The organism is Dyadobacter sp. CY343 (assembly GCF_021390335.1).
GTDB lineage: Bacteria > Bacteroidota > Bacteroidia > Cytophagales > Spirosomataceae > Dyadobacter.
Genome location: NZ_JAJUXK010000001.1, coordinates 367,216 through 393,121 on the forward strand (window position 1 = coordinate 367,216; position 25,906 = coordinate 393,121).

22 protein-coding genes are annotated in these 25,906 nt (G+C 45.0%); 16 read left to right on the plus strand and 6 right to left on the minus strand.

Going from position 1 to position 25,906, the window contains the following annotated elements:
- The first annotated feature begins 102 nt into the window (after positions 1-102).
- From LZG94_RS01445 to LZG94_RS01495, 11 genes are all read left to right on the plus strand, one after another.
- The gene (locus LZG94_RS01445) at positions 103-1,074 is read left to right on the plus strand and encodes a YheT family hydrolase (protein ID WP_233790172.1); all 972 of its coding nucleotides are present in this window, start codon (positions 103-105) and stop codon (positions 1,072-1,074) included.
- 175 nt (positions 1,075-1,249) lie between these two features.
- Positions 1,250-3,157 (plus strand): phosphoglycerate dehydrogenase, encoded by a 1,908-nt coding sequence (gene serA / locus LZG94_RS01450; RefSeq protein ID WP_233790174.1) that lies wholly within the window; start codon positions 1,250-1,252, stop codon positions 3,155-3,157.
- A gap of 29 nt (positions 3,158-3,186) precedes the next feature.
- Positions 3,187-4,260 carry an aminotransferase class V-fold PLP-dependent enzyme gene (locus LZG94_RS01455; protein ID WP_233790176.1) on the plus strand — a complete coding sequence of 358 codons (1,074 nt, stop codon included), beginning with the start codon at positions 3,187-3,189 and terminating at the stop codon, positions 4,258-4,260.
- Between the two features lie 62 nt (positions 4,261-4,322).
- Positions 4,323-5,267, plus strand: a complete 945-nt coding sequence (locus tag LZG94_RS01460; protein WP_233790177.1) for a hypothetical protein — start codon at positions 4,323-4,325, stop codon at positions 5,265-5,267.
- Between the two features lie 90 nt (positions 5,268-5,357).
- Complete coding sequence (locus LZG94_RS01465; protein WP_233790179.1) at positions 5,358-6,521, plus strand: cellulase family glycosylhydrolase; 1,164 nt, start codon at positions 5,358-5,360, stop codon at positions 6,519-6,521.
- A 93-nt stretch (positions 6,522-6,614) separates the two neighbouring features.
- Complete coding sequence (locus LZG94_RS01470) at positions 6,615-7,649, plus strand: T9SS C-terminal target domain-containing protein (protein WP_233790181.1); 1,035 nt, start codon at positions 6,615-6,617, stop codon at positions 7,647-7,649.
- A gap of 16 nt (positions 7,650-7,665) precedes the next feature.
- Positions 7,666-9,252 carry an MGH1-like glycoside hydrolase domain-containing protein gene (locus LZG94_RS01475; RefSeq protein WP_233790182.1) on the plus strand — a complete coding sequence of 529 codons (1,587 nt, stop codon included), beginning with the start codon at positions 7,666-7,668 and terminating at the stop codon, positions 9,250-9,252.
- Positions 9,253-9,383: 131 nt separating this feature from the next.
- Complete coding sequence (locus LZG94_RS01480; protein ID WP_233790184.1) at positions 9,384-9,863, plus strand: lipocalin family protein; 480 nt, start codon at positions 9,384-9,386, stop codon at positions 9,861-9,863.
- A gap of 139 nt (positions 9,864-10,002) precedes the next feature.
- The gene (locus tag LZG94_RS01485) at positions 10,003-11,247 is read left to right on the plus strand and encodes an MFS transporter (protein ID WP_233790186.1); all 1,245 of its coding nucleotides are present in this window, start codon (positions 10,003-10,005) and stop codon (positions 11,245-11,247) included.
- 52 nt (positions 11,248-11,299) lie between these two features.
- Positions 11,300-11,821: a gluconate 2-dehydrogenase subunit 3 family protein gene (locus LZG94_RS01490; protein ID WP_233790191.1), complete on the plus strand. Its 522-nt coding sequence runs from the start codon at positions 11,300-11,302 to the stop codon at positions 11,819-11,821.
- Positions 11,822-11,925: 104 nt separating this feature from the next.
- Positions 11,926-13,638 (plus strand): GMC oxidoreductase, encoded by a 1,713-nt coding sequence (locus LZG94_RS01495; RefSeq protein WP_233790193.1) that lies wholly within the window; start codon positions 11,926-11,928, stop codon positions 13,636-13,638.
- 93 nt (positions 13,639-13,731) lie between these two features.
- Here LZG94_RS01495 and LZG94_RS01500 read toward each other — a convergent pair whose 3' ends face one another.
- From LZG94_RS01500 to LZG94_RS01520, 5 genes are all read right to left on the minus strand, one after another.
- A complete protein-coding gene (locus tag LZG94_RS01500) occupies positions 13,732-14,160 on the minus strand; it encodes a hypothetical protein (RefSeq protein WP_233790195.1) in 429 nt (142 codons plus the stop codon).
- Between the two features lie 96 nt (positions 14,161-14,256).
- Positions 14,257-14,691, minus strand: coding sequence for a hypothetical protein (locus tag LZG94_RS01505; RefSeq protein ID WP_233790196.1), 435 nt, complete (start codon positions 14,689-14,691; stop codon positions 14,257-14,259).
- Between the two features lie 93 nt (positions 14,692-14,784).
- A complete protein-coding gene (locus LZG94_RS01510) occupies positions 14,785-15,222 on the minus strand; it encodes a hypothetical protein (RefSeq protein ID WP_233790197.1) in 438 nt (145 codons plus the stop codon).
- Positions 15,223-15,230: 8 nt separating this feature from the next.
- On the minus strand, positions 15,231-16,334 hold the full coding sequence (locus tag LZG94_RS01515; protein ID WP_233790199.1) for a DUF6973 domain-containing protein: 1,104 nt from the start codon (positions 16,332-16,334) through the stop codon (positions 15,231-15,233).
- A 121-nt stretch (positions 16,335-16,455) separates the two neighbouring features.
- Positions 16,456-16,746, minus strand: a complete 291-nt coding sequence (locus LZG94_RS01520; protein WP_215233874.1) for a LuxR C-terminal-related transcriptional regulator — start codon at positions 16,744-16,746, stop codon at positions 16,456-16,458.
- 251 nt (positions 16,747-16,997) lie between these two features.
- On the opposite strand from LZG94_RS01520, the gene LZG94_RS01525 reads away from it, so the two are divergent.
- The 5 genes from LZG94_RS01525 to LZG94_RS01545 all read left to right on the plus strand — a co-directional run bounded on the left by LZG94_RS01525 (position 16,998) and on the right by LZG94_RS01545 (position 24,418).
- Positions 16,998-17,669: an RNA polymerase sigma-70 factor gene (locus tag LZG94_RS01525; RefSeq protein ID WP_233790201.1), complete on the plus strand. Its 672-nt coding sequence runs from the start codon at positions 16,998-17,000 to the stop codon at positions 17,667-17,669.
- 39 nt (positions 17,670-17,708) lie between these two features.
- Complete coding sequence (locus LZG94_RS01530; RefSeq protein WP_233790203.1) at positions 17,709-18,713, plus strand: FecR family protein; 1,005 nt, start codon at positions 17,709-17,711, stop codon at positions 18,711-18,713.
- Between the two features lie 20 nt (positions 18,714-18,733).
- Positions 18,734-22,219 (plus strand): TonB-dependent receptor, encoded by a 3,486-nt coding sequence (locus LZG94_RS01535; RefSeq protein ID WP_233790209.1) that lies wholly within the window; start codon positions 18,734-18,736, stop codon positions 22,217-22,219.
- Positions 22,220-22,245: 26 nt separating this feature from the next.
- Positions 22,246-23,751: a RagB/SusD family nutrient uptake outer membrane protein gene (locus LZG94_RS01540; protein ID WP_233790211.1), complete on the plus strand. Its 1,506-nt coding sequence runs from the start codon at positions 22,246-22,248 to the stop codon at positions 23,749-23,751.
- A 163-nt stretch (positions 23,752-23,914) separates the two neighbouring features.
- On the plus strand, positions 23,915-24,418 hold the full coding sequence (locus LZG94_RS01545; protein WP_215233869.1) for a hypothetical protein: 504 nt from the start codon (positions 23,915-23,917) through the stop codon (positions 24,416-24,418).
- 77 nt (positions 24,419-24,495) lie between these two features.
- Here the strand turns inward: LZG94_RS01545 and xylA are convergent, their stop codons facing one another.
- On the minus strand, positions 24,496-25,824 hold the full coding sequence (gene xylA, locus LZG94_RS01550; protein ID WP_233790212.1) for a xylose isomerase: 1,329 nt from the start codon (positions 25,822-25,824) through the stop codon (positions 24,496-24,498).
- Positions 25,825-25,906 lie beyond the last annotated feature (82 nt).

A 25,906-nucleotide genomic window follows, 5' to 3' on the forward strand; every position in this document is an offset into this window, starting at 1 on the left:
TCTTATATTTTTAAAAATCAAATGTATATAGAAAAAATATATAAACAAGAATAAAATGGAAAATTTGCTTAGAATTGTTCTTAATAATTTACCAGAAGACACATGCCCTTAATAGAGACTGATAGTTTGATTTCCCCGTATTGGCTGCCTAATGGGCATTTTCAGAGCATTTATCCTGCTCTTTTCAGGAAGGTAAATGGCGTGAAATATTTCCGTGAAAAAATTGTAACTCCTGATGAAGATTTCTTGAATCTGGACTGGTCTTACTCGAAAAATACTTCATCAAAGCATCTCGCGATCCTGACCCACGGGCTGGAAGGGGACAGTAACCGGCAATATATGCTGGGTATGGTAAAGGTTTTGAACCAGCTCGGTTATGATTGTCTTGCCTGGAATTTTCGGAGCTGCGGAGGCGAGATGAACAATGCCGCAAGATTTTACCACAGCGGCGCGACCGAGGACCTGGAACTCGTGATTCAATATGCAGCAGATCGGGGCTATGACAATATTAATTTGATTGGATTTAGTCTTGGCGGAAATCTCACATTGAAATACCTGGGTGAAAACCGGCCCGAGCCTAACCAGCGTGTCAAAAAAGCGTTGGTTTTTAGTGTTCCTATGGACCTTAAAGCTTGCAGCCTGGCGATTATAAAGCGTGAAAACCGCGTCTATATGCATCGGTTTTTAAATACACTTAACCCGAAAGTAGCCGCAAAAGCCGCATTATACCCGGAAAGAATATCAGTGTCCGACAAAAAGCTTGTAAAGACACTTTACGACTTCGACCATATTTACACTGCTCCCCTACACGGTTTCAGCGGCGCCGACGATTATTATGAGCAATGCAGCTCCATGCATTTTGTGAAAAATATAACAGTACCGACGATGATTATCAATGCAAAAAACGACCCTATTGTCCCGTTTTCAAGCCTCCCGCTCGAAACCCTCAAAAATCACGAGTCAGTAACATTAGTAGCATCCGGCGAGGGCGGTCACTGCGGATTCCGTCCTTCGAAACTGACGGACGAATTTTACTGGTCAGAAAAAAGGGCAGCGGAGTTTTTGAAATTGTAGTTTTCGGGGCACAAACATCCTCCAAATCCTGCTCTCCGAATTTTAAACTGATACGAAGTATATTTTGTTGAGGTCATATCTAAACAGATTCGTAATTTTGCGCCACGAAAGAAATCCTGACCCTGCCAGACGTTATTTCATTTGACCCGATTATTATTCAGTTATTTCCTGCTTCATGTCCACATTAACACTCAATCCGTTACCATACATTATCATTGATTTTGACAGCACTTTTACCAAAGTAGAAGGACTGGACGAACTTGCAGCGATCGCTTTGAAAGGGCACCCTGAACAAGATCAGGTTGTTCAAAAAATTGCTGATCTGACCAATAAGGGGATGAATGGCGAAATGTCATTTGCCGATGGACTGCGTCAGCGGATCGCGCTTTTGAAAGCAAACCGTTCGCATATCGGCGAGCTGGTGACCTTTTTAAAGACAAAAGTTTCGGATTCTTTCAAGCGGAATATTCAGTTTCTCACTGAGAATTCGGATCAGATATACATCGTTTCGAGCGGATTTAAGGAGTTTATCGTGCCGGTAGCGACAGAGTTTGGCATTCGCGCCGACCATGTTTACGCCAATGAGTTTTTATTTGACGAAGAGGATAATATAGTAGGGATTGATGAGGACAACGCGCTTTCCATGGATGGCGGCAAGATTAAAGTACTTGCTTCCCTGAACCTGGCGGGCGATATTTTTGCAATTGGGGATGGTTATACGGATTATGAATTGAAATCATCCGGCCTCGCAAGTCGCTTTTATGCATTCACTGAAAATGTCGACAGACCGAGGGTAACTGCGGTTGCAGATCATATTGCTACTTCTTTTGACGATTTTTTATACGATAATAAATTAAGCAGAAGTCAGAGTTATCCAAAAAGCCGCATTAAGGTATTGCTTTTGGAAAACGTGCATCCGGCTGCATTAAGAGCCTTTGAATCAGAAGGTTTCAATGTTGAGTTTGTGAAAGGCGCATTGGATGAAGATGAACTTTGCGAGCGTATTAAAGATGTGTCTATCATAGGTATACGTTCAAAAACGAATATCACAAAACGTGTTCTTGAAAATGCCAACCGGCTGATGGCGATCGGGGCATTTTGTATCGGTACCAACCAGATCGATCTTGAAGAAGCTGCGAAAAGAGGTATTGCGGTTTTTAATGCACCATATAGTAACACACGTTCCGTTGTAGAGCTGGCTGTGGGCGAAATGATTTTGCTAATCCGGAATATAGTTGGTAAAAGCAACCAGCTGCACCAGGGCATCTGGGATAAATCTGCGAGCGGAAGTTTTGAGATTCGAGGAAAGAAGCTTGGAATGGTGGGTTACGGCAGCATTGGAACACAGCTTTCGGTTGTGGCTGAGGCTTTGGGAATGGAGGTTTATTTTTATGATGAGGTTGAAAAACTTTCAATCGGAAATGCCAAAAAACTCAATTCGCTAGAAGAATTGCTTTCGATCGCAGATGTGATCAGTATGCACGTCGATGGTCGCAAGGAAAACACGAATCTGATTGGTAAACGTGAGTTTGACCTGATGAAAAGAGGAGTCATATTCCTGAATTTGTCGCGCGGTCACGTGGTAGATATCCAGGCTTTGGCAGATGCGGTGAAAAGCGGTCAGGTTGCCGGCGCAGGTGTGGACGTTTTCCCAAAAGAGCCAAAAACGAATGACGAGTTGTTTAAAAGCGAGCTTTTAGGTTTGCCAAATGTGATATTGACCCCGCACATTGGCGGAAGTACCGAAGAAGCACAGGAGAATATCGGACATTTCGTGCCTGCGAAATTGCTTGAATTCATGAATAACGGCAGCTCTTACGGAAGTGTAAATTTCCCGGAAGTACAGTTACCGAAATTGAAAGATTCGCATCGCTTGCTTCATATTCATGCTAATGTACCGGGCGTTCTGGCGAAGTTGAACCATATTTTTGGCAAAAATAATATCAATATTACCGGCCAGTACCTGAAAACCAACGAGCATATCGGTTATGTGATCGTGGATATCGAAAAGGGTTATACAGAGGAGTTTATACAGGAAGTGAAAGAGCTGGAAGGTACGATCCGTTTCAGAATGCTTTATTAGGATTCAAGCCAGTTCATTTATTAGCGAATATGCCACTTACGTTTTTTACACCGGGCCCGGCCCAGCTTTACCCAACATTTGAAAAGCATTTGCAGACTTTTGTGGCCGATCAGCTTGGAGCGATCAGTCATAGAAGTCAGCAATACCGGAATCTGCACAAATTCACCGTCGACCAGCTGCGTACGTTGCTGAACGTACCAGAAACACACGCGATTCTGTTTCTCGGATCGGCTTCTGAGGCATGGGAGCGCATTCTTTTCAGCTGCGTGGAACTGGAAAGTTTTCATTTGGTAAATGGTTCGTTTTCGAAGAAGTTTTACGACTATTCCAGCGCGCTGAACAAATATGCGCACAAGTTTGAAAAGCCAATGGGGCAGGGATTTTCGGCTTCGGAAATCGATGTTCCCGAATATGCCGAGCTGATCGCTGTTACACACAACGAAACGAGTTCCGGTGTTCAAATGCCTGTTAGTGAAATACATAAGCTAAAACAGAGAAACCCTGATAAGCTGATCGCTGTCGATATGGTTTCCTCGGCGCCTTATCCTGATCTGGACTACAATCTGATCGACACTGCATTTTTTTCGGTTCAAAAAGCGTTTGGTCTTCCGGCTGGCCTGGGAGTCTGGATTGTGAGTGAAAAATGCCTTGCGAAAGCGCAAACTATCAAAAAGCAATATTCAATAGGCGCGCATAATGATTTGCCGACGCTTTGGAAAAATGCTTTGAACAACGAAACTCCTGCTACCCCGAATGTAATGGGGATCTATTTGTTGGGTAAAATCGCGGAAGATTTCAATGCGATCGGGGTCCAAACTATCCGTAAGCAAACCGAGCAAAAAGCGGCAGCTATTTACAAGTTCATTGACAGAACAGCAGGATTTACCCCGTTTGTAAAAGAAAAAGCTTTCCGTTCGCAAACTGTGATCGTTACTGATACAGAGCAGCCTTCATCGGATATCATAAAAAGTATAAAGGACAAAGGAATGGTGATCGGGAGCGGTTATGGGGAATTTAAAAACTCCCAGCTAAGGATAGCCAACTTCCCGGCTACGTCTTCCGAAGACGTAGAAAAGTTGCTTTTTGAGTTAGGGAAGATCTAGTAAGAAATATTTTGTGACCGGGAGGTTGTTTGAACGTCTAAATTCAAACAACCTCTTTTTTTGTGTATACAAATGACATACTGTGGAAATCAATTCTAGAAGATACTTTCGAAGACTTCCTGCTCTTTTTCTTTCCTGATTCAAATGCATTTTTCGATTTCAGCAGAGGCTTTGAATATCTGGACAAAGAGCTCGAACAGCTCTTCCCGCCCGACGGCTGTGCGCATGAAGTCAAGTTCGTAGATAAGCTTGTAAAGGTATATTTGCTTGATGGTCAGGAAGAATGGATTCTGGTTCACGTGGAGGTACAGGGTTATGTAGACAAAACTTTCTCGGAGCGAATGTTCACTTACTATTACAGGATCTGGGACAACTACCGGCGCCGGATCACTGCATTTGCTATTCTGACAGATGAAAATGCCGCTTTTCTTCCTTCGAAATTTGAACAAAACTTTCTGGGTACTCGGCTGAGTTTTGAATTCAATTCTTACAAAGTGCTCGATCAGTCAGAAGATTATTTGCTGAAAAGCACAAATCCTTTCGCACATGTTGTGCTGGTCGTGAAATTAGCGATGCGAGGTAAAACCTTACAAAAAGAAGATTTGTTTTCACTGAAAATGGCCTTAGCCAGGCGGTTGCTGGCCATGCAAATTCCGAAGCGGAAAATTGGAAAGTTGATGAAATTTCTGAAACTTTATGTGAAGTTCAATGATGAAAATTTCGAGGAAAAGTTTGAAAAGGAAATAAGTAACATCACTATAAATACGCACAAAACTATGGGAATCGACGAATTATATTTGCAGATAAGAAACCAGGAGGCGAGAGAAAAGGGGTTGGCGGAAGGGAGGAAAGTAGGTCGGGAAGTGGGCCTGGCAGAAGGTGAACATCTTGCCAAGATGAAGCTGGTTCAAAACTTGCTACGGGAAACTTCATTTGACCTTATTACAATCGCCAGACTTGCAGACGTTCCGTTAGAATTTGTGGAGCAAGTGAGGTCGGAATATTAGAAATTGCTACTTATATATCAGTGCAAAGCGTAGAATCATCGATTCTGCGCTTTTTGTTTTTTAGAGTTAAGAAAAACAACCTTAATACAAATGAAACTATTGAAATCAACCGTACTCACGGTATTTGCCGCATTCCTGCTTTTTAATTGTTCTCCGAAAAAAGAAGATAACCAGGCATCAACCGACTCGACGGCTACATCCGAAGCTAGGGAGATCTGGACCAAGGAGCAGGCGAAAGAATGGTATGCTAAACAAGGCTGGCTGGTAGGAGCCGATTTTTTACCAAGTACCGCCATTAATCAGCTTGAAATGTTCCAGGAAGCGTCTTTTGACACCGCAACAATCAATCGTGAGCTGGGCTGGGCCGAGAATATTGGCATGAATACGATGCGCGTTTATCTCCACGATCTGCTTTTTCAACAGGATTCTGCGGGCTTTGTAAAGCGTGTTGGCGTATTTCTAGATATCGCTAAAAAACATAATATCAAACCAATGCTCGTTCTCTTCGACTCCTGCTGGGACCCATTTCCAAAATTGGGTACGCAACGCTCACCGAAGCCAGGCGTTCATAATTCGGGCTGGGTACAAAGTCCGGGGCTGAATGCATTGAAAGACAGCACGCAATATGCCCGACTTGAAAGATACGTGAAAGGTACAGTAGCTGCATTTGCAAACGACGACCGCGTGCTGGCATGGGACATATGGAACGAGCCGGACAATCCGAATACCAGCTCTTATGGTAAAGTCGAAATACCCAATAAAGTGGATTATGTACTGCCTTTGCTTGAAAAATCATTTGCCTGGGCACGCACCGTTAATCCTTCGCAACCACTCACAGCCGGCGTTTGGAATGGAGACTGGACTTCGCATGAAACTTTGAAACCCATTGAGAAAGTAATGATCGACCAATCGGATATCGTTACTTTTCACAACTACGAGGATGCTGCGGATTTCGAAAAACGCATTAAACAATTGCAGCAATATGACCGCCCGATGATCTGCACAGAATATATGTCGCGTGGCAACGGCAGCTTCTTCAAAGGTTCTTTGCCAATCGCGAAGAAATACAATGTAGGCGCGATCAACTGGGGCCTGGTGAGCGGGAAATCTCAAACCATTTATCCTTGGGATAGCTGGAAAAAAACCTACACCAGCGAGCCTGAACTTTGGTTTCATGACATTTTCCGAAAAGACGGAACGCCATACAAAAAAGAAGAGACGGATTTGATAAAAAGTCTGACAGCTTCCAAATAGCATCCGATATTCTGCGAAGCTGAAAAAAAGAGACTTAATACTAAGTTACTATTACAAAGAAGTTGCGTCTAAATGCATAAACACAAATTGTTTATGCAAACACGCTACCCAGTATTTCGAATTGTCCGGAAAGCACTCATTGTAGTGCTTTCCGTATTTTCAGTCAGTCACGCGCAAACCGTGTATTTCCATCAGGATTTTGCGAAAACGACTTCGCTTGTCAATCCGTTGCCTGATACCGGCCAGTTTAGCCACATGATCCTGACAGCCCCGCAGCTTTCCTATCACAAATTTCACAAAGGATATGTGGAGCTGGTACGTTCCCAGCAGGATTCTGCGACGGGAGGTATTATCAGAGCAATGCGCGCGACGCCTTTTCAGCCCAGTCCGCAGACATTAATGGTACAAATTACGCTCAGTGCAGAATCTTTGCCCTCCGACGCGGCGAATGCGATTTACTTATATGTTGGTGAAAATTTCAATCCGGTCAATAATTCTTTTCCCGGAAATGACCTGATGTTTTCGAAATGTACGGTCAGTTTTGTAAAGGATTCGATGATCATCAAGGACCCGGAAACCCAGCGGACGAGCAGATCTATTCCAATAAAAAAGCGCGTTACGCTCACCTGGGTATTAAATAATTCCAATGAAATGCTTACCTATCAAATACCGGGCGATTTGCAGGAAAGAGCAGTTTCTTCCGGTACTTACGATTTGTGGGTTGATAATGAGCCGGTTTGTTTAGGTGCTACTGCATATCCGGGAAATGCAGAATTCTCGACCGCAAAGCTTTCCAATTTCGAACTCAGGTTTCGGAATGGACTTGGGAAAATTCGGATCTATGATATATTGATCAGGGAAGGTAAAGTGCCAGAATTACCTGCGGAAGCGATTGCAATGCCGAATCCAGTCTCAGGAAATTCATTTTCCATTAACACAGACAATATGGATATGTCGACTTTACAGCTTATTTCATTGAAAGGCATTCCGGTAGCTTTTGATATTAAACCATCGAAAAAAGGGTTTTCACGAATATTTGTTCCTGAATATTTTGCGCCGGGCTTTTATATTTTGTGTTATAAAGATCTGCAACGGCGAAGGAAGAGTTTGAGAATAGTGGTACAGTAATTTTGCGGGAAGGAGTATGAAATACATTGTTATTTTACTGATCTGCATTGCCCCCTGCCTGGTTTCTGCTCAGAAAGGTGTTTTGGATACAAAGGAATTCAAGCATTACGTCGACGAGTTTAACCAGAATGATCATGAACTGTACCGGCAAAAATTTCCAAATTCCGAAGCCTGGGCATTTATGGAAGCGAATATTCCATTTTTTGAGTGTCCAGATAAACAGTTGGAAAAGACCTACTATTTCCGGTGGTGGACTTATAGGAAGCACATCAGGGAAACGCCGGATGGGTATGTGATCACAGAGTTTCTCCCCAATGTGCCGTGGGCAGGAAAACACAATACGATCAGTTGCCCGGCGGGTCACCACTTTTACGAAGGTCGGTGGCTGCATAATGCCTCCTATTTGTCGGATTATGCTCAGTTCTGGTTCAAAAAAGGTGGAAGTCCCAGATCTTACAGCTTCTGGGCCGCTGATGCGATTACCCGATTTTGTGAAGTACATGGTGACTTTTCCGTCGGTTTAAATTTGTTGCCGGACCTTATATCAAACTACAAGGCGTGGGAAAATGAAAAACTGGATTCTACGGGTTTGTATTGGCAAAAGGACGATCGGGACGGAATGGAAGTATCAGTTTCCGGCGCGATGAGCGAAGGTAAGTTAGGCTATCGCGCTACGATCAATAGCTACCAATATGGCGACGCGAAGGCTATTGCATATCTGGCCGGTTTGAAAAATGACAGAATCACTGAAAATGCTTTCAAACAAAAGGCAGCAGCTATTCGGATGAATGTAACCGAGAAATTATGGGACGAAAAGGCGCAGTTTTTCAAGGTAATCCCGCGCGGCAAACCGGAACTTACGCAATCTGATGCGAGGGAATTGCACGGTTTTACACCCTGGTATTTTAATATGCCTGATAAAAAATATGCGGGTGCCTGGCAGCAGCTAAAAGACACAACGGGTTTTTCGGCACCTTATGGATTGACAAGTGTAGAGCGGCGGCATCCGGATTTTCGGATCAGTTATGAGGGGCACGAATGCCAGTGGAATGGTCCCAGCTGGCCTTTTGCTACTTCGATAACGCTCACGGCACTCGCCAATTTGCTCAATAATTATCAACAACAATACTTGACAGGTTCAGATTACCTCAAAGCACTGCGTACTTATAGCCGAGCCCATCAGCGCAAAAAAGCAGACGGAACTAAGATACCCTGGATTGACGAAAACCTGAATCCATTCACAGGTGACTGGATTTCGAGAACGCGGCTGAAAAGCTGGGATAATGGAAGCTGGTCGGCCGGAAAGGGAGGCGAGGAACGGGGCAAAGATTACAATCACTCTACCTTCTGCGACCTGATCATTTCCGGATTAGTAGGCATCAGGCCGCAGCAAGGCAATATCCTGGTCGTAAATCCGCTGGTACCGCAGAACGAATGGGACTACTTCTGCCTCGATCGCGTGAAATACCACAATAGGATGCTCACGGTAATTTACGATAGATCCGGGAAGAAATACGGAAGGGGTAAAGGGTTCAGGGTGTTTGTAGATGGGGTTGAGAAATTTGCATCTGACAACATTGAGAAGGCGGAAATACGGCTGTAAGGGGCTGTCAGTGATTCATTTCATCTTAGGCTTAACCACTTGCTCAATATCGGTACCGGTTACTCGGTATCACTTCCACGCAACAGTTTCTGCATCTATTTTCGTGATCATTTAACAAAAACAACCTAGTCATGAAAATGTTATCCCTGAAAAAATTAACCAGTCTTCTGTTGTCTATCGCGCTGCTGGCCGGTGCTGTATCCTGTAAAAAAGACAAAGACGATCCTACTCCCGGCGGCAATGGAAATGGCGTGGAAGGATCCTGGAAACTATCCGCAATTACTGTCGATCCTGCGCAGGATGGGATTTCGGATTACCTCGCGTATTTGGAAGCATTGACCGGAACGAAATGTCTCTCGCAAACTACTTTTATTTTTAAAGGAGATGGTACCGTTTCCGGAAACGTTCCGGCAGGTTGCACGGTGGACGAATCTCCTGTTATTGAGGGAGATGGCGGCTGGAAAGTTGTAGGAAATAAAATCCAGATGACGGATGGAACCGAAGTTGATGAATATGATCTGGAAGTAAAAGGAAACGAAATGAAATGGTCGGATACGGTAACAGAAGACGGTGCTACTTACAAAATGACCCTCGTTTTCAAGAAAGCATAAACCTTCGGGTGCTCTAATGAGAGTTGACTGAACACAACTTTCTCTTTAAATTTTAGAAATTATCAAACAAATAGCCGGTCTTATGTCCGGCTATTTGCATAATATTGCAGTCATTCCTAAGAAACCCATATAACTTGAAATGAATACCCTTACGCAAGCACCTCGTTCAGATGCTTCCCACCTTTTTAGTGCACCCGTCATTGTTGCAGCGCTTGGTTACTTTGTCGATATCTACGATTTACTCCTCTTCGGGATCGTGCGCATTCCCAGCCTTGTCGCGCTGGGTTTAACCGAGGCTGAAATTTCCATCACCGGCGCCAGTATTCTGAACTGGCAAATGACAGGATTACTGCTTGGCGGTATTTTGTGGGGTGTTTTGGGAGATAAAAAAGGCAGGCTTTCCGTTTTGTTTGGTTCAATTATCACTTATTCGCTTGCTAATATTGCCTGCGGCTTCGTACAGGATCCGGATGTTTACAAGGTCCTGCGTTTCATAGCAGGAGTCGGTCTGGCAGGGGAGCTGGGCGCTGGTATCACGCTCGTTTCCGAAATTTTACCCAAACATTTGCGTGCTATCGGCACTTCTCTGGTCGCAGGTATCGGTCTTCTGGGCGCAGTTGTGGCCTATTTTACGGTTGAGTTCTTCGATTGGCGTTATGCCTACTTTATCGGTGGCGGCCTCGGGGTTTCGCTGCTTTTGCTTCGGATCGGTGTTTTCGAATCCGGAATTTTCAAGGATATTAAGAATCAAAAACACGTTGAAAAAGGTAACTTTTTTGCTTTGTTCACCAATCGGGAAAGATTATTCAGATACCTCCGTTGCATCGGAATTGGCTTGCCTACCTGGTTTGTGATCGGTATCCTGGCCACATTCAGCAATGAATTCGGGCGCGCATTGGGTATTCAGGAGGCGATTAAGCCAGGCTTGTCCATTATGTGGTGCTATGTTGGATTGTCGATCGGTGACCTCGCGAGCGGATTTATCAGTCACTGGCTCGAATCGCGCAAGAAAGCTGTATTGTATTTGATGATTTTTACGTTAATAGGAAGTTTGGTGTACCTCTACGCAGGACTCAAAACTTCAACCTCTTTTTACGCCACGGCAGGTTTGCTGGGTTTTGGAATAGGCTATTGGGCGATGTTTGTCACAATCGGAGCGGAACAGTTCGGAACTAACCTGCGCGCGACGGCGGCTACGACGGTACCCAATATGGTGAGAGGGACAGTGGTGTTAATGACGACATTATTTGCTAGTTTTAAAGAGTCTTTTTCGGTAGTTAATTCTGGCGCGCTGGTAGGTGTAATTTGCTTTGCAATAGGCATTTATTGCATTTTGACAATACCTGAAACACACGGCAGGGATTTGGATTTTTTGGAAGAATAGGAGGATAGATCCCCACAGGTTTTTGAATATTCACAATCAAATTTTATAAGTAATGGAAAGACGCATAGCTCTTAAAAGCATGGCGTTGGCTGTGGGTGCTTTGGCCAATTTACCGGCATGGGCGTCGGGGTGGACGAAGGAATCGATCGCACAGACTGCATTTCTTTCGGCTGATCAAGCGAAAAACCTGGTAGCAATAGTGGAAACGATGATCCCTAAAACCGATACGCCGGGAGCGGGTGAATTGGGAGTAGGCGATTTTGTACAGAAAATGGTAACGGATTGTTACGATGCGAAAACGCAGAGCAGCTTTACCAGCGGCATCTCCAATCTCGACCAACAAAGTGTCCAGAAATCTGGCAAATCCTTCGCTGACAGCAGCAAGGAACAGCGGCTGCAATTGCTGAAAGACCTGGAAGCAAGTGCAGATATGGCGCAAAAGGGATTTTCCAGTCTGGTAAAAAACCTGACCATTCAGGGATACCTGACTTCGGAATACGTAATGACCAACATAACTCACTACGAACTGGTGCCAGCCCGCTACCACGGCTGCGTTCCTGTTAAGAAAGTATAAAAAGGGGAGGATGGATGAAAGGGAGGATGGAGGAAGGAAAAAATTTACTTTAATTCCCTTTCCTCCATCCTCCCTTCCTCCATCCTCCCTTAAAAACAACGACTATGGCGAATTTTAATATAGATAGCAAAAAAGCCCGGACTTATGATGCGATTGTGATCGGGTCGGGGATAAGTGGCGGCTGGTCTGCCAAGGAATTGACTGAAAAGGGATTGAAAACCCTTGTGCTTGAACGTGGCCGGGATGTGCAGCATATTAAGGACTATCCTACTACGAATATGATGCCGTGGGAATTTCCGCACCGCGAGAAGCTTCCCAAAGAGGTTACCGACGCAAATCCGATTGCGAGCCGCTGCTACAATTTCAAGGAATCTTCGGCTCATTTTTTTGTAAAAGATAATGAGCACCCGTACGTGCAGGAAAAGCCTTTTGACTGGCTGCGTGGGTACCAGGTAGGAGGAAAATCGCTGTTATGGGCAAGACAAACACAGCGTTGGAGCAAATACGATTTTGAAGGTCCGGCGCGGGATAAGTTTGCAGTCGAGTGGCCGATCGGGTACGACGATATTGCACCCTGGTACAGCCACGTCGAGAAATTTGCCGGGATTACCGGTAACAAAGACGGGCTGGATTCGCTGCCAGACGGCGAGTTCTTGCCTCCACACGAACTGAACTGCGTTGAAAAATACTTCAAGGAGCAGGTTTCCAAACAATATAAGGACCGCCATTTTATCATTGGACGTGCTGCGCATATCACCCAGCCAAAACAGATTCACCTGGATCAGGGTCGGGCGCAGTGCCAGAACCGGACGTTGTGCGAACGCGGGTGCCCGTTTGGAGGTTATTTTAGTAGCAACTCATCCACTATTCCGTGGGCAATGAAAACGGGTAACCTTACCCTGCGGCCGCATTCGGTTGTTCATTCTATCATTTACGACGACAAAAAGCAAAAGGCTACCGGCGTAAAAGTGATCGATGCGACTACTAACCAGATGATGGAATTTTATGCTGATATCATTTTTGTGAATGCAGCTGCATTGAATACAAATCTGATCCTGATGAACTCCACATCGAGCCGATTTCCAAACGGTCTTGGAAATGATAGTGGCGTGCTGGGTAAATATGTGGCTTTCCACAATTACCGCGCAACTGTCTCCGGTGAGTACGAAGGGTTCCTGGATTCTACAACAGATGGTCGCCGGCCAAATGGCGGGTATATTCCGCGATTCCGGAATGTGTATAAGCAGGAAACTGACTTCTTAAGAGGATATGCGGCAGGTTTCGGTGCAAATCGGCAGACTTATAACGACCGCAGCGGGATCGGCGAATCTTTGAAGGATGGTTTATTCCAGGTTAAATACGGTAACTGGAGTGTAGGATCGCATATGATGGGCGAAACCATTCCAAAAGAGTCCAACTATGTATCACTCGACAAAACGCAAAAGGACGCGTGGGGTATTCCGCTATTAAATATCTCAGTCGATTACGACGACAACGACGAGAAAATGATCAAGGATTATGTGGAGCAGGTAAGTGAAATGTTCACCAATGCGGGCTTCAAAAATATCAGGTCAAACGACGGTAAGCGTAACCCGGGAAATGATATTCACGAAATGGGCGGTGTACGCATGGGTAAGGATCCAAAAACCTCTTTACTCAACAAATTCAACCAGCTGCACGCCTGTAAAAACGTATTTGTAACGGACGGTGCGTGTATGACTTCTACCTCAACCCAGAACCCGTCGTTAACCTATATGGCGCTTTCTGCCCGAGCTGTGGACTTTGCGGTGAAAGAAATGAAGGCGAAGAATTTGTAAGTACAATTTGGAAAATGTTGTAGAGGCTGTCGCGAAGTGTGACAGCCTCTTTTTGTATCGGGCAATTCTCGTTTTTAGAATTCGCCTGAAAGTTTAATTGGGGTGACCATTCGTTTTCACCTCAATAAATGGCTCATTGTTGTCGATAAGACTGTCTTTGATTACATACGATTGCAGTTTGTCAAGCTTGATTCTTAAATTCGCAAGGCTACGCAAGGCAGCCTCATCTACATTATTATATTGCCCGCCCCATCCACTGCCAGGATCATAGCAGATAGCCATAAGCTTGCCAGTTGCGTAGTAATTAATAATGTAATCGCCTTTTGAGATCACCTCAAAATACTCTTTGGTATTATCGGAATTAGAGTAATGTTCGTAAAATTTCGAAAAAGCCTCACTTCTTACCGAGTCTGAATGTTTAGACTTTAAATAAAAAGTTTCGACCGCCGGATCGACCTTGTTGAAGCAAGCTGCCAAGCCAACAATGCTCAAAATGATAAGTAGTTGATTTGCTTTTTTCATGATTGAATTTATTAAATGCGTACAAGGTGCCCATAACAACACTTATCTAGCCTATATTCCTTTTCTACAAGTTTGAGACGCGTTTTTTTACTTCGGCTAATTCGGATGACCGTTCGTTTTTACCTCAACCCTTGGTTCATTATCATCAATAATGCTGTCCGTGTTTACAAACGACCGAAGATTGTCCAGTTTGATCTTCAAATCGGCAAGCCTACGTAAGGTGGCTTCATCTACATTTTTGTATTGACCGCCCCAGCCGCTACCAGGATCATTACAGGTTGTTAACAGTTTGCCCGCCGGGTAGTAGTTGATAATGTAGTCACCCGTTTGTTTTGAGACCACCTCATAATATTCCTTTGTTTTATCGGAATTAGAATAGTGTTCGTAAAGTTTCGAAATAGCCTGGCTCCTTAAAGTGTCTGTACGGCCTGAGCTGAAATACAGTGTATCTACCGCCGGATCGACCTTGTTAAAGCAAGCTGCTAAACCAGCAATGCTCAAAATGATAAGTAGGTGATCTGCTCTTTTCATGATTGATTTTATTAAATGCCTACAAGGTCTCATAACAATACTTATCTTGCCTATTCCTTCTCTACAAGTTTGAGACGCGTTTTTTTATTTTGGCTAATTTGGATGACCGTTCGTTTTTACCTCGAGAATGTTATTAGGGTTCTCACTAATTATGCTGTCTTTAGATACATATAATTGCAGGTCAACTAGTTTGATCTTTAAATCTGCAAGCTTACGCAACTCGGCTTCGTCTACATTCTCATACTGATTGCCCCAGCCACTCCCAGGATCAGTACAGGTTGTCAACAATTTGCCGGCAGGATAGTAATTTAAAATATAGTTACCTGTTCTTTTTGAGATCACTTCGTAGTATTCTCTGGTTTTATCCGAATTAGAATAGTGCTCGTAAAGTTTCAAAAGCGCTTGGTTCCTTAAAGTGTCCGGATGACCAGTGCTAAAATAGAATGTACTTACCGCCGGATCGACTTTGTTGAAGCAAGCTGTCAAGGTAGTAACGCTAAAAATAATCAGGAGTAAATGTGCTTTTTTCATGGTGAATTTTATTTGAGTCGGACTAAGTGTTCATAAGACCCATACATGTTACCGTATAAATTATTCCAGGTGGTAGCATTATTACCTCCGTGTGCATTCAGAATCGCATTAAACGCTCCGGCAAAATCGACTGCACTGTTATAGTGAATTGCTATTGCTGCCTTTCCCTGCATTTCTGCAATAATTTCGCCATAACTTGGTATTTTTCTAAGCGGCCCTATCCCCCATGAAGTTTTTTTCTCCATCCAGACTCGGGCAGACATATTATTGTGTAAATCCATTGCTGCATCTATAGTGTACTGCGGATCATTATTTACAAATTCATGCTTAGCGGTGCCATCCTGCGTAAAGTCAATTGCCTGATTTTCGCTTGCAGGGGCGGACTTCAGTATATTTCTAATGGCAAATGCGTTCCAAACAGAATGCCTGAAAGCATTGCCCATATTAGTGCCGTCCAAATTTCCATAAATGGACTGCGTGTAACTATTTGCGTCAAGCCCTGAATTTACATAAGCCAAACCATACGCGGGAACGGAGAGCAAATGCAGTTGTTCCTGATCTGATAATTTGCCGGGAGATAGCGTTCTCAGGTTTTCAACACTATTTTCGTAGTTAATAACTTCCAATGTGGCGTCACGTTTACATAAATCCTGGTAGTAGTCAAAAATGACAGGCCTTTTGCTATTTACTTCTTCTACTGTTCTGAGCTTTGGAAAGTCTTGAAATATTCTTTCAAGATCATTTTCAGAAATAATATTGTCCGAAGTTATCTTCGGATATCTCTCAAGGCACTTCTGCAATATCGGTTGCAATTCCTCAAAGGATAATACGCTCATTTCCGTCGTGGCATTCGTCCTGGCACTTACAAAAAGACTACGATAATAACTTTCAAACTCTTCTGGTGATTGGTCGAACAACGTTTTCGGGAAGCCGGTAGGTACAATCACTGTTTCTCCTTTGAAGTCGATCAGTTCGATTGGGTCAGGTTGCTCAGCTGATTTTTGTAGTAATTGTTCTTTACAGCTGAATACCGTACTTGTGACAGCTATCATAAATAAAGCATTCAGAACCGTTAAGGTATCTGTTAGCTTAATGCACAAAAGTCTTTTCATTTAATTTGAACTTGATGGTGATATAGTGCACCAAAATTCAGTCAAATGAATGCGCGTAAAAAGTCATTTGAGTGATCAAAAATTGACTACTTAAGTGACTTGCACGCTTCGCGCTTTTTTGTTAATTAGAGAGCCGGGGTGGAAACAGGACTCGGAACAATTGTTTGAGCGCCCGGCGATGCTGTCTCGCAAATCTAGCCAGCGTGTTGTGTCCCTTCAATATCAGCTTGTCGCCGATGCGGTTGCGCATCGACCTGATGCTTTCAATCTTCATGTTTGTAATAACAGCAATATCCTTATTGCTCCTGTCTTCCGATATCAGGAGCAAAATTTCCCATTCACGGAAAGTCAGTTCCGTAACCGCGAAGTCGGACAACGATGCATTTTCCTCAGATTCAGTAAAGTCAGGCATTTGCTTTGATTTTTTGATAGAAAACACGAGGTGGAAGGCTTTTGCGATGCCCGGGTATTGAGGTTTAAGCGGACAAGACAAATATAGCCGGGGTAATATCAACTCAATTTATTACACCAGATGCGTTATTAACCGGCAGACACAAATAATCCTGCGGCATAGCATTAACAAAAGTTTCAGTTTTTTTTAATTGAGACTAAGGGGATTCAAGTGCAAAAAAGTCTTTCTATTATTACATAAATAAAGACTCAATGCAAGATCCTTTGCTTACTAACGAAACGAAGCATTCAAGTCCGTTTGTGTCACCTGCGCAGGAGGTTAAGGTTGAGGCAAACGAAATTGATTCTGCCACTTTCCTGAAAGCTACTTTTGAACAAAACCCTTCAAAAGGTCTGGAATTGCTGTTCAGGCGTTTTTATACGCCACTTTGCAGCCACGCGGTCAGGTTCGTTTATTCCAAACAGCTGGCCGAAGATCTGGTAAGCGAGGTCTTCTTTCAGTTCTACCGCACCAAAGCATACGAGAATATCACTTCTTCCTACACCAGCTACCTCTTTCGATGCGTGCGAAACGAATGCTATACGTATATGCGTCGGGAGTTTGGGAAAATGGATACGCTGGAAACGACCGAGGAAAACTCCATTTCTTGCTACCAGCAGCTGCCGGATGCTGAAATCCACTACAATAACCTTTTTATAAAGGTGAACGAGGTGATCGCAAGACTGCCGACGCAATGCCAGCGGGTATTCCTGCTCAGCCGGTTCGAAAACAAGAAATACAACGAAATAGCCAACGAGCTTCATATTTCCCCTAAAACCGTAGAAGTACATATCTCAAAAGCACTGAAACATCTGAGGTCCGCCTTGCACGGCGAATGGATGATCTCGCTTGGTTTGACGCTTTTGAGTTTTGCAGAATACTGATCAGCGCCTGTTCAGGCTGTACTTCGAAATGCATTAAAAATGAAAACACTTATATCAAAATATACTCTTTTCGAGTATCTGGCCGGACGCGCCAACCCGCTCGAACGTCAGCTGGTGGAGGACTGGATTATCCGCAAAGAGAATAGCGAACTCTTTCATCAATGGTTGATGGAATATGAATCCAGGCACCCGCAGTTCGCTCCAAACCAGGAAAAAGCACTGGAAAACCTGCTGCAAAAACTCGACGAAGATAAGGTTACCGAAAGAAGCCCCGAAAAGCTGAGCAGTTCTGCCGGAATTCCTCCTAAACCATTGAATAACCGTTCCTGGCTGATCGCTGCGTCTCTCCTGTTGCTGGTGGGTTGTGGCTGGCTGTTCCGTGAGCCGATCCAGTATAAAACCTACCAGACGGGCTACGGCAAAACGACTGATATCTACCTGGAAGACGGCAGCAAAGTTGCGCTGAATGCGAATTCTAAATTAAAAATTCCGCGATTTGGCTTCGACCAAAAAGTGCGGCAGGTAATGCTGGAAGGTGAGGCTGAGTTTTCGGTGAGTCACACTGTTGATAGTAAACTTTTTGTGGTAAAAACATCTGACAAGTTCAAGGTGGAGGTTTTGGGGACAACTTTTTCAGTGTACGCCCGGCCACGCGGAACGAAAGTCTCTCTCACCAGCGGAAGTGTCCGCATTGATTATTCCCAAAACGACCAGAATAAAAAAGTCATGATGGAGCCCGGAGATCAGGCAATACTTGATCCGGTAGGCAAAGTGCAGCTTGAAAAAAAGCAGGATGTCAAGACTTTTGCGAGCTGGAAAGAACATCGCTACGTGTTCAATGCGACCCCGGTGAAGGATATTATCTCAATGATCGAAGAGAATTTCGGTCAAAAAGTGAGCCTCTCAGATTCTGCTATCGCCAGGCGCACGATTACGGGGAATTTTAAGACCAAAAATGCCGAAGAACTTTTACGGACGATCTCCGAAGTACTCGATATGAGAATCGAGCAAGATGGCCGCACTATCTTTTTGACAAACAACTGATTATTCTTAACCATTTTATTATGAATGTAATGCTATCAGCTAAGCAATGGGTGGCGATAGGACTTGTATTGATGACGCAGGTCTCGCACGATGCCCGGTCCCAGGTAATTGCATTTGCATCTGTTCCTACCCGGCAGCATACGGGTTTTGGGCAAGAGATGAAATTGAAAAATGTCCTCCTAGAAATGCAAAAGCATTATGGAGTGGAAATCGTGTTTGAAGATCGGCTCGTTGGCTCGGTGAAGGTTCCTTCCGGCGATATTGACCTGACCCAGACACTTGAAAAAAACCTCGAACAGGTTTTGGGCCAGCACGGTCTTAAATTCAAGAAAACGCGGAAAAGTACTTTTGTGATCATTGATGCCAGAGCAAAGGATTCTCAGGATAAGTCAGAAAAAAAGGAATCAGCCGGCTTGCCCGACCAGTCGGTGAGATCGGAAAATCTTGATGCGCCGGGCACGGGACAGCAGGCTGCGGTTGACCGGACTATCAAAGGAAAAGTAGCTGATGAATCGGGTGCGGGCTTGCCGGGCGTGAGCGTAGTTTTGAAAGGTACGCAGCGCGGAACCTCGACAGGCGGAAGCGGTGAATTTACATTGGAAATACCCGACGGCGGCTCTAATGTGCTTGTATTCAGTTTTGTGGGGTTTAAATCTCAGGAGGTTGCAGTCGGGAACCAGTCCGACTTCAATGTGGCGCTGGTACCGGACGAGAATTCTCTGGACGAGATTGTGGTCGTGGGATATGGTACTGTTAAAAAGTCCGACCTGACCGGCGCAGTAGGTACGATCAAAGGCGAAGTGTTGCAGGAGCGTCCGGCTTCTTCATTGAATCAGGGACTTTCCGGCCGCATTGCGGGAGTGAACGTATCGTCCAATTCGGGCCGGCCGGGTGGGCGCGCCAATATCCGGATCCGTGGTGCGAGCTCGATCAGCGTTTCCAATAATCCGCTGTATGTGATCGACGGGGTGATCCTGAATGCAGTGGACCTGGCCAACGGAAGTACACCGATCGATTACCTCAATCCGAATGATATTGCTTCGATCGAAGTATTGAAAGATGCTTCTTCGACTGCAATTTACGGAGCGAGGGGCGCGAACGGGGTTATTCTGGTAACCACAAAACGCGGAACTTCGGGAGGCGGCAAGATCACTTACGATTCCGATTTCAGTATTGGTGTAGCACCTAAGAAACTGCCGGTTTTGAATTCGAGGGAATTCCTGGCAGTGGAAGAACTGGCTTATACCAATGCAGCAAAATACGATCCGGTAGGCTGGGCAACCGGTACCAAATACACCGATCCGAAAAAGAAACGCACCAATCCGCTGTTGTTCGATTCGAATGGAAATCCGCTTTACGATACCGACTGGCAGGATGAAGCATTTCAAAAAGCTTTTACTCAAAATCACCAGCTTGGTATGACGGGTGGAAGTGAAAAAGGAAGCTATGGCGCATTCCTGAACTACCGGAATGAAAACGGTATTGTGCGGGAATCGTGGCAGAAGCGATTTGCAGGCCGTTTTGTATTTGATAGTCAGATCAAAAGCTGGCTGAAAGTCGGCGGTACCCTGGGTTATACGGACCAAAACGAAAAGCAGATCGATCAGCTTGGCGGCGGCGGTATTACGGCAATGCGCCAGGTTTTGGAAGCTTTGCCTATTATTCCTGTCAAATATCCTGACGGCCGCTGGGCAAGTAACCGCGATTATCCGGGAATGGAAGGCGGCGACAGCCCGTTGCGTGTAGGTGCGGAGCGACTTTCTTACCTGCGTACCCAAACGATGCTCGGCAATATGTACGCGACGATCAGTCTGGCTCCCGGGCTCGATCTGCGCTCCACGATCGGAACGAATGTGATCAATCAGCGCGAAGATTACTTTGCAGCTGCCGGCCTCCAATATATTTCCAATAATGGTGATGCGTCCGTGAATAACAGGCGGTTCAATTCCTGGCAGTTTGAGAATTACCTGACGTATGTAAAGGATTTTGGTAAAATACATTCTGTGAATGCAATGCTGGGGTTATCTTGGCAGCATGTGGATCGTTTTGAGAATCTGGCGAGAAGTCAGAATTTCACAGATACTTACTTTCAGTTCAATAACCTGGGCGCCGGCGCTACTGCACTTGCCCCAAGTTCTAATGCATCTGCTTATGGGCTGAACTCGTATTTCGCACGTCTGAATTACAGTTTGCTCGATAAGTATCTGGTTACTTTCACAGGCCGTATTGATGGTTCGTCCAAATTCGGGGCAGCCAACAGGTATGCGTTTTTCCCGTCGGCTGCGGTTGCGTGGAGAGTTTCGGAAGAAGAATTCCTGAAAACGAGTACGACCATATCAAACCTGAAAATACGCGCCAGCTACGGAGCGACTGGTAACTCCGAAATTCCTGCGTACCGCGCATTGGCTGGTATGACCAACAATATCGCCAATGTGATCGATTACAGCGTTATTTTCAACGGCGAGCGGAATATCGGTACGGGTATCAGCCGGATGTCGAATTCGAATTTGCAATGGGAAAAAACGCAGCAGGTCGATCTGGGTATAGAGCTAGGTTTATTCTCAAACAGACTGAGTTTCGAGCTGGATCTTTACCGTCGGAAAGTCAATGAAATGCTATTGGACGCGCCACTTCCTTTGAGCAGCGGTTACAGCAGCATTTATACGAATATCGGAAGTATGGAAAATAAAGGTTTGGAGTTTGCGGTGAATTCCACCAATGTCAAACTCGGTGATTTCTCCTGGAATACAACCTTTAATATTTCGGTAAATAAAAATAAGGTACTCGCATTATCCGGCGGGAGCGACATTTTCTCGGGCGCTACGGTGATCAGGGTAGGAGAGCCGGTGGGTTCATTTTTTGGCCGGGTGCATCAGGGAACGTATTCAACTGCAGAGGCTGAGCTGGCTAAAAAATACAACGAGCTTCCGGGCGATGTGAAGTACCAGGATCTGAACAATGACGGAACGATCAATGATAACGACCGCACCATTATCGGAAAAGGTATCCCCGACGGATTTGGAACATTCCTGAACACATTCCAATACAAAGCCTGGTCGCTGACTGTTGACCTGCAATACATGTACGGAAACGATGTGCTTGACAGAAGTATTCACTCGGCAGAAGACAGACAGGGTATTGCAAACAGCTACAAAACGGTTTTGAATGCCTGGACAGAAACCAACCAGAACACCCCTATTGCCCAGGTGAGGCCGATCAATGCAGGATATGATACCAATAACGACAGCCACAAAGTAACAGACGCTTCTTTTATCAGGGGCCGCAACCTGCTGCTTGCCTATTCATTTTCACCTGAACTTGTATCGAAACTGAAACTGGACAGGCTGAGGGCTTACGTATCTGTTCAAAACTTCTTCGTAGCCACCAAATACAAAGGTTATGATCCCGAAGTTTCCAATTCCGGCTCTCCTTTCGACCAGGGTTTGGGATTGTATGATTATCCCAAGCCGCGTGTTTTCATGCTGGGATTAAACATTGGTTTATAAAATACGGACTCTTATTCAGAAGCAATATGAATCGAATATCAAATAAAATAGGATTGCTCGCGACAGTGGTGAGCATATTTTTCGCCACAGGTTGCAACGATTTTCTGGAAGAGACAGACCCTAGCAACTTCACGACGGACAGCTACTTTACGCAGCCGGCCCACGGCAGAAGTGCGGTCAATGCGATTTATGCAAGTTTGCGGGAGCCGCTCGGCAGCGGGTTTGGAGGAGGAGCCTGGATGATGACAGAATTCGCGACCGGCCTCGCAAATACCGACCTTGGGCAGGCTGTAAATAGCTATTTCGTCAAAGATCTGCGTAATACATCGGATAATGGTTACGGCCAGACTTACTGGGCCGCCTATTACCGCGGGATTGCGAATGCAAATTTGTCAATTGAGAAAATCCCGGGTATCCCTGCTATGAACGCGGCCGAGGCCACAAAGCTGGTCGGGGAGGCGCAATTTCTGAGGGCCTTTTATTATTTCAACCTGGTGCGGATGTTCGGAAATATTCCGCTTGTTACGGAGTCTGTGGACCTGCAATCGCCGCAACTGAAACCTTCTCAGGCGACAGTGGAAGAAGTTTACAATTATATTGTTGCAGATCTGAAAGCGGCCGAAGCGTCGGGCTTGCCCTGGGCAGATCCTTCCGGAAAGGTTTCTATGGGCGCGATCAAATCGTTGCTCGCGCAGGTTTACCTGACAATGGCCGGTTATCCGCTGCAAAAAGGAGCTGCATATTACGAGCTGGCAGCCAAAAAAGCGGAGGAAGTGATCGATTCCAAACAGTTCAGGTTGTTTACTACTTACAACGATCTGCATAATCCTGCCAAAAAGAATGTGGAGGAAAATATCTTCATGATCCAGTTCAAAACCCAGATCCTACCTTCTGGCTGGCAGGTTTCTATTATTCCTTATAACAAGAATATCTCCCAGTACTCGGATGAAACAGGCGGAATTTACTCCACTGCGGATTTTGTGAAATCGTACGATCCGGCGGATTTGAGAGCGAAGGAAAAGCAGTTTTTCTATACCAAATTCACAGATGAAGCCGACAGGAGCAAAGTGGTCGATCTGGGTGGGAATTTTATTTACAAACATTTTGATGTTACCGCCCAGACCAGCACTGCAAACAGCGACCTTAACTGGCCGGTGATCAGGTATGCCGATGTGTTGCTCACTTATGCCGAGGCTGCGAACGAAGCCACCGGGCCTTCTGCCAAGGTTTATGAGTCTGTTAATGCGGTCCGCACTCGGGCGGAGCTGCCTGCATTGGCCGGCCTGACAAAGGACGCACTTCGTGAGGCGATCTGGCGGGAACGCTGGTATGAGCTTTGTTTCGAGAATATTACCTGGTTTGATATGGTGCGTCTGCGGAAAGCATTCAATGTGACTACCAAGAAATTTGACAATTATGTAGGGCACAAATTTTCTTACGGACCGACAGTTACCGCGCGTGAACTGCTATTCCCGATACCGACTTCAGAAATGAGAAACAATACCAATTTGAAGCAAAATGAAGGATATTAATGCTTGAAAAAAGTGGTTCTTAAGGTGCCGCCTTACCTAAGTGTTTCATTATCTGATAGCCAAACCCCTGGAAACTTTTCAGGGGTTTGTTCATTTAAGAGACTGCGTTGGCATTAAAATTTAGGGGTGTTTAAACTTTCAACCAATAAATTCATCAACAGATATGAAAAAGACAATGAGTGTATGGGTCGCTGGGACCATGATATTGATGGCTTCGATGACATTCAGCTGTAATTCGGGTGCAGATAAGGATAGAAAAGAACTTGCGAATGCAGAGGAAGAGGCACTGGAAGCGGCTGAAAAAACTTCTGAGGTAGTGTCGAATGATACTAGCAAGGAAGAAATGTCAAAAGCGAAAGAGGAATTACTGGATGCAAATGCGAAGCTGAATGAAAAGCAGCAGGAATACCTCACTTCACTCAAAGAACGTGAAACAACTATTCAGGATCGTATTAAAAAGCTGGACGAGAAACTTCAATCGGCCAATGATAATTCTAAGAAGCGCCTGACGGAAAGAAGGGATAAATTCACCAAAGAACGCGATCTGCTGCAAGCCAATATTCTCGAATTGCAGAAACCGATGGAAGATAAGCGACTGGAAACAGTACAGAAAGAAGTACAGCAGCGTGTAGTTGCAATTGATAAAGAGTTAAGTCAGCAGGACTAAATCTAAATCTTCACATAGCAAAAATGGCCGGCACATTGCCGGCCATTTTTTATGGATAAGAAATTTTGCTGATCAGCTTAAATAAACTTGTTGATCAGGTTTTCAAGATATTCCTGTCTGCCGGAAGTAATTGCCGGTTCGCCGTTTGTCGCTGCCAGATCAAAAAGATCTTCCAGTTTCAACGCGCCGTTTTCAAATTCAGCACCTTTTCCACCGTCAAAACTTGCATATCTGTTCGTGCGGATCTTGTCGTATTCGCCGTTCTGAATGATTTTATCAGCCACAACAAGTGCTCTTGCCACTGTGTCGATACCGCCAATATGCGCGTGGAATACATCCTCCATATCAGTTGAGTTACGACGACGTTTCGCGTCAAAGTTGATACCGCCGCCTTGCAAGCCACCTGCTTTCAGGATCACAAGCAATGCTTTTGTCCATTCTGCCAGATCGTTCGGGAATTGGTCGGTATCCCAGCCATTTTGATAATCACCGCGGTTGGCGTCGATTGACCCCAGAATACCGGCATCTGCTGCAACCTGTAATTCGTGCTCGAAAGTATGTCCCGCCAATGTAGCGTGGTTTACTTCCAGGTTCAATGCGAAATCGTTCAGCAGATCATGGTGGCGAAGGAAGCCGATCACAGTCGCTGCATCGTAATCATATTGGTGCTTGGTAGGCTCGCAAGGTTTTGGCTCAATGAAGAATTTACCTTTGAAACCATTCGCACGCGCATAAGCTACCGACATTTTAAGCATTTGCGCAAAGTGCTCCTGCTCTCTCTTCATATCGGTATTTAAAAGGGTCATATAACCTTCGCGGCCGCCCCAGAAAACATAGTTTTCACCGCCCAAAGCGATCGTTGCATCCAGCGCCATTTTCACCTGTGCACCAGCGTGTGTTACCACAGCAAAGTCAGGGTTTGTGGAGGCGCCGTTCATGTAACGGTGGTGACCGAACAGGTTAGCTGTTCCCCAAAGCAGTTTTACACCAGATTCCTTTTGTTTCTGACCCAGGTATTCAGTCAGGGTTTGCAGGCGTTTTTCGTTCGTTTTTACATCGTCGTCGTAATCCACCACATCCAGATCATGGAAGCAATAGTAGGGTAGGCCCAGCTTGGTGATCAATTCGAATGCTGCATCTGCTTTATCTTTCGCACGGTCAACTGCGTCTGCTTTTTTATCCCATGGGTAAAAAAGAGTAGGTCCGCCAAACGGATCCAAACCGGATCCGCAGAATGTATGCCAGTAAGCAACCGCGAACCGCAAATGGTCTTTCATGCTTTTGCCGCCGATGATACGGTTTTCATCGTACCAGCGATATGCCAACGGGTTATCTGTTTCGGGTCCTTCAAAAGCGATTTTCCCGACTCCTTTAAAGTACTCCTGTTCTCCGAGTAAGATGCTCATTGTGATTATAAGTGTAAGATTGACAATTGATAGTGCAATACTATTACTTTTTTCTGAATTTTTTGCAGTCCTGAAACAAAAA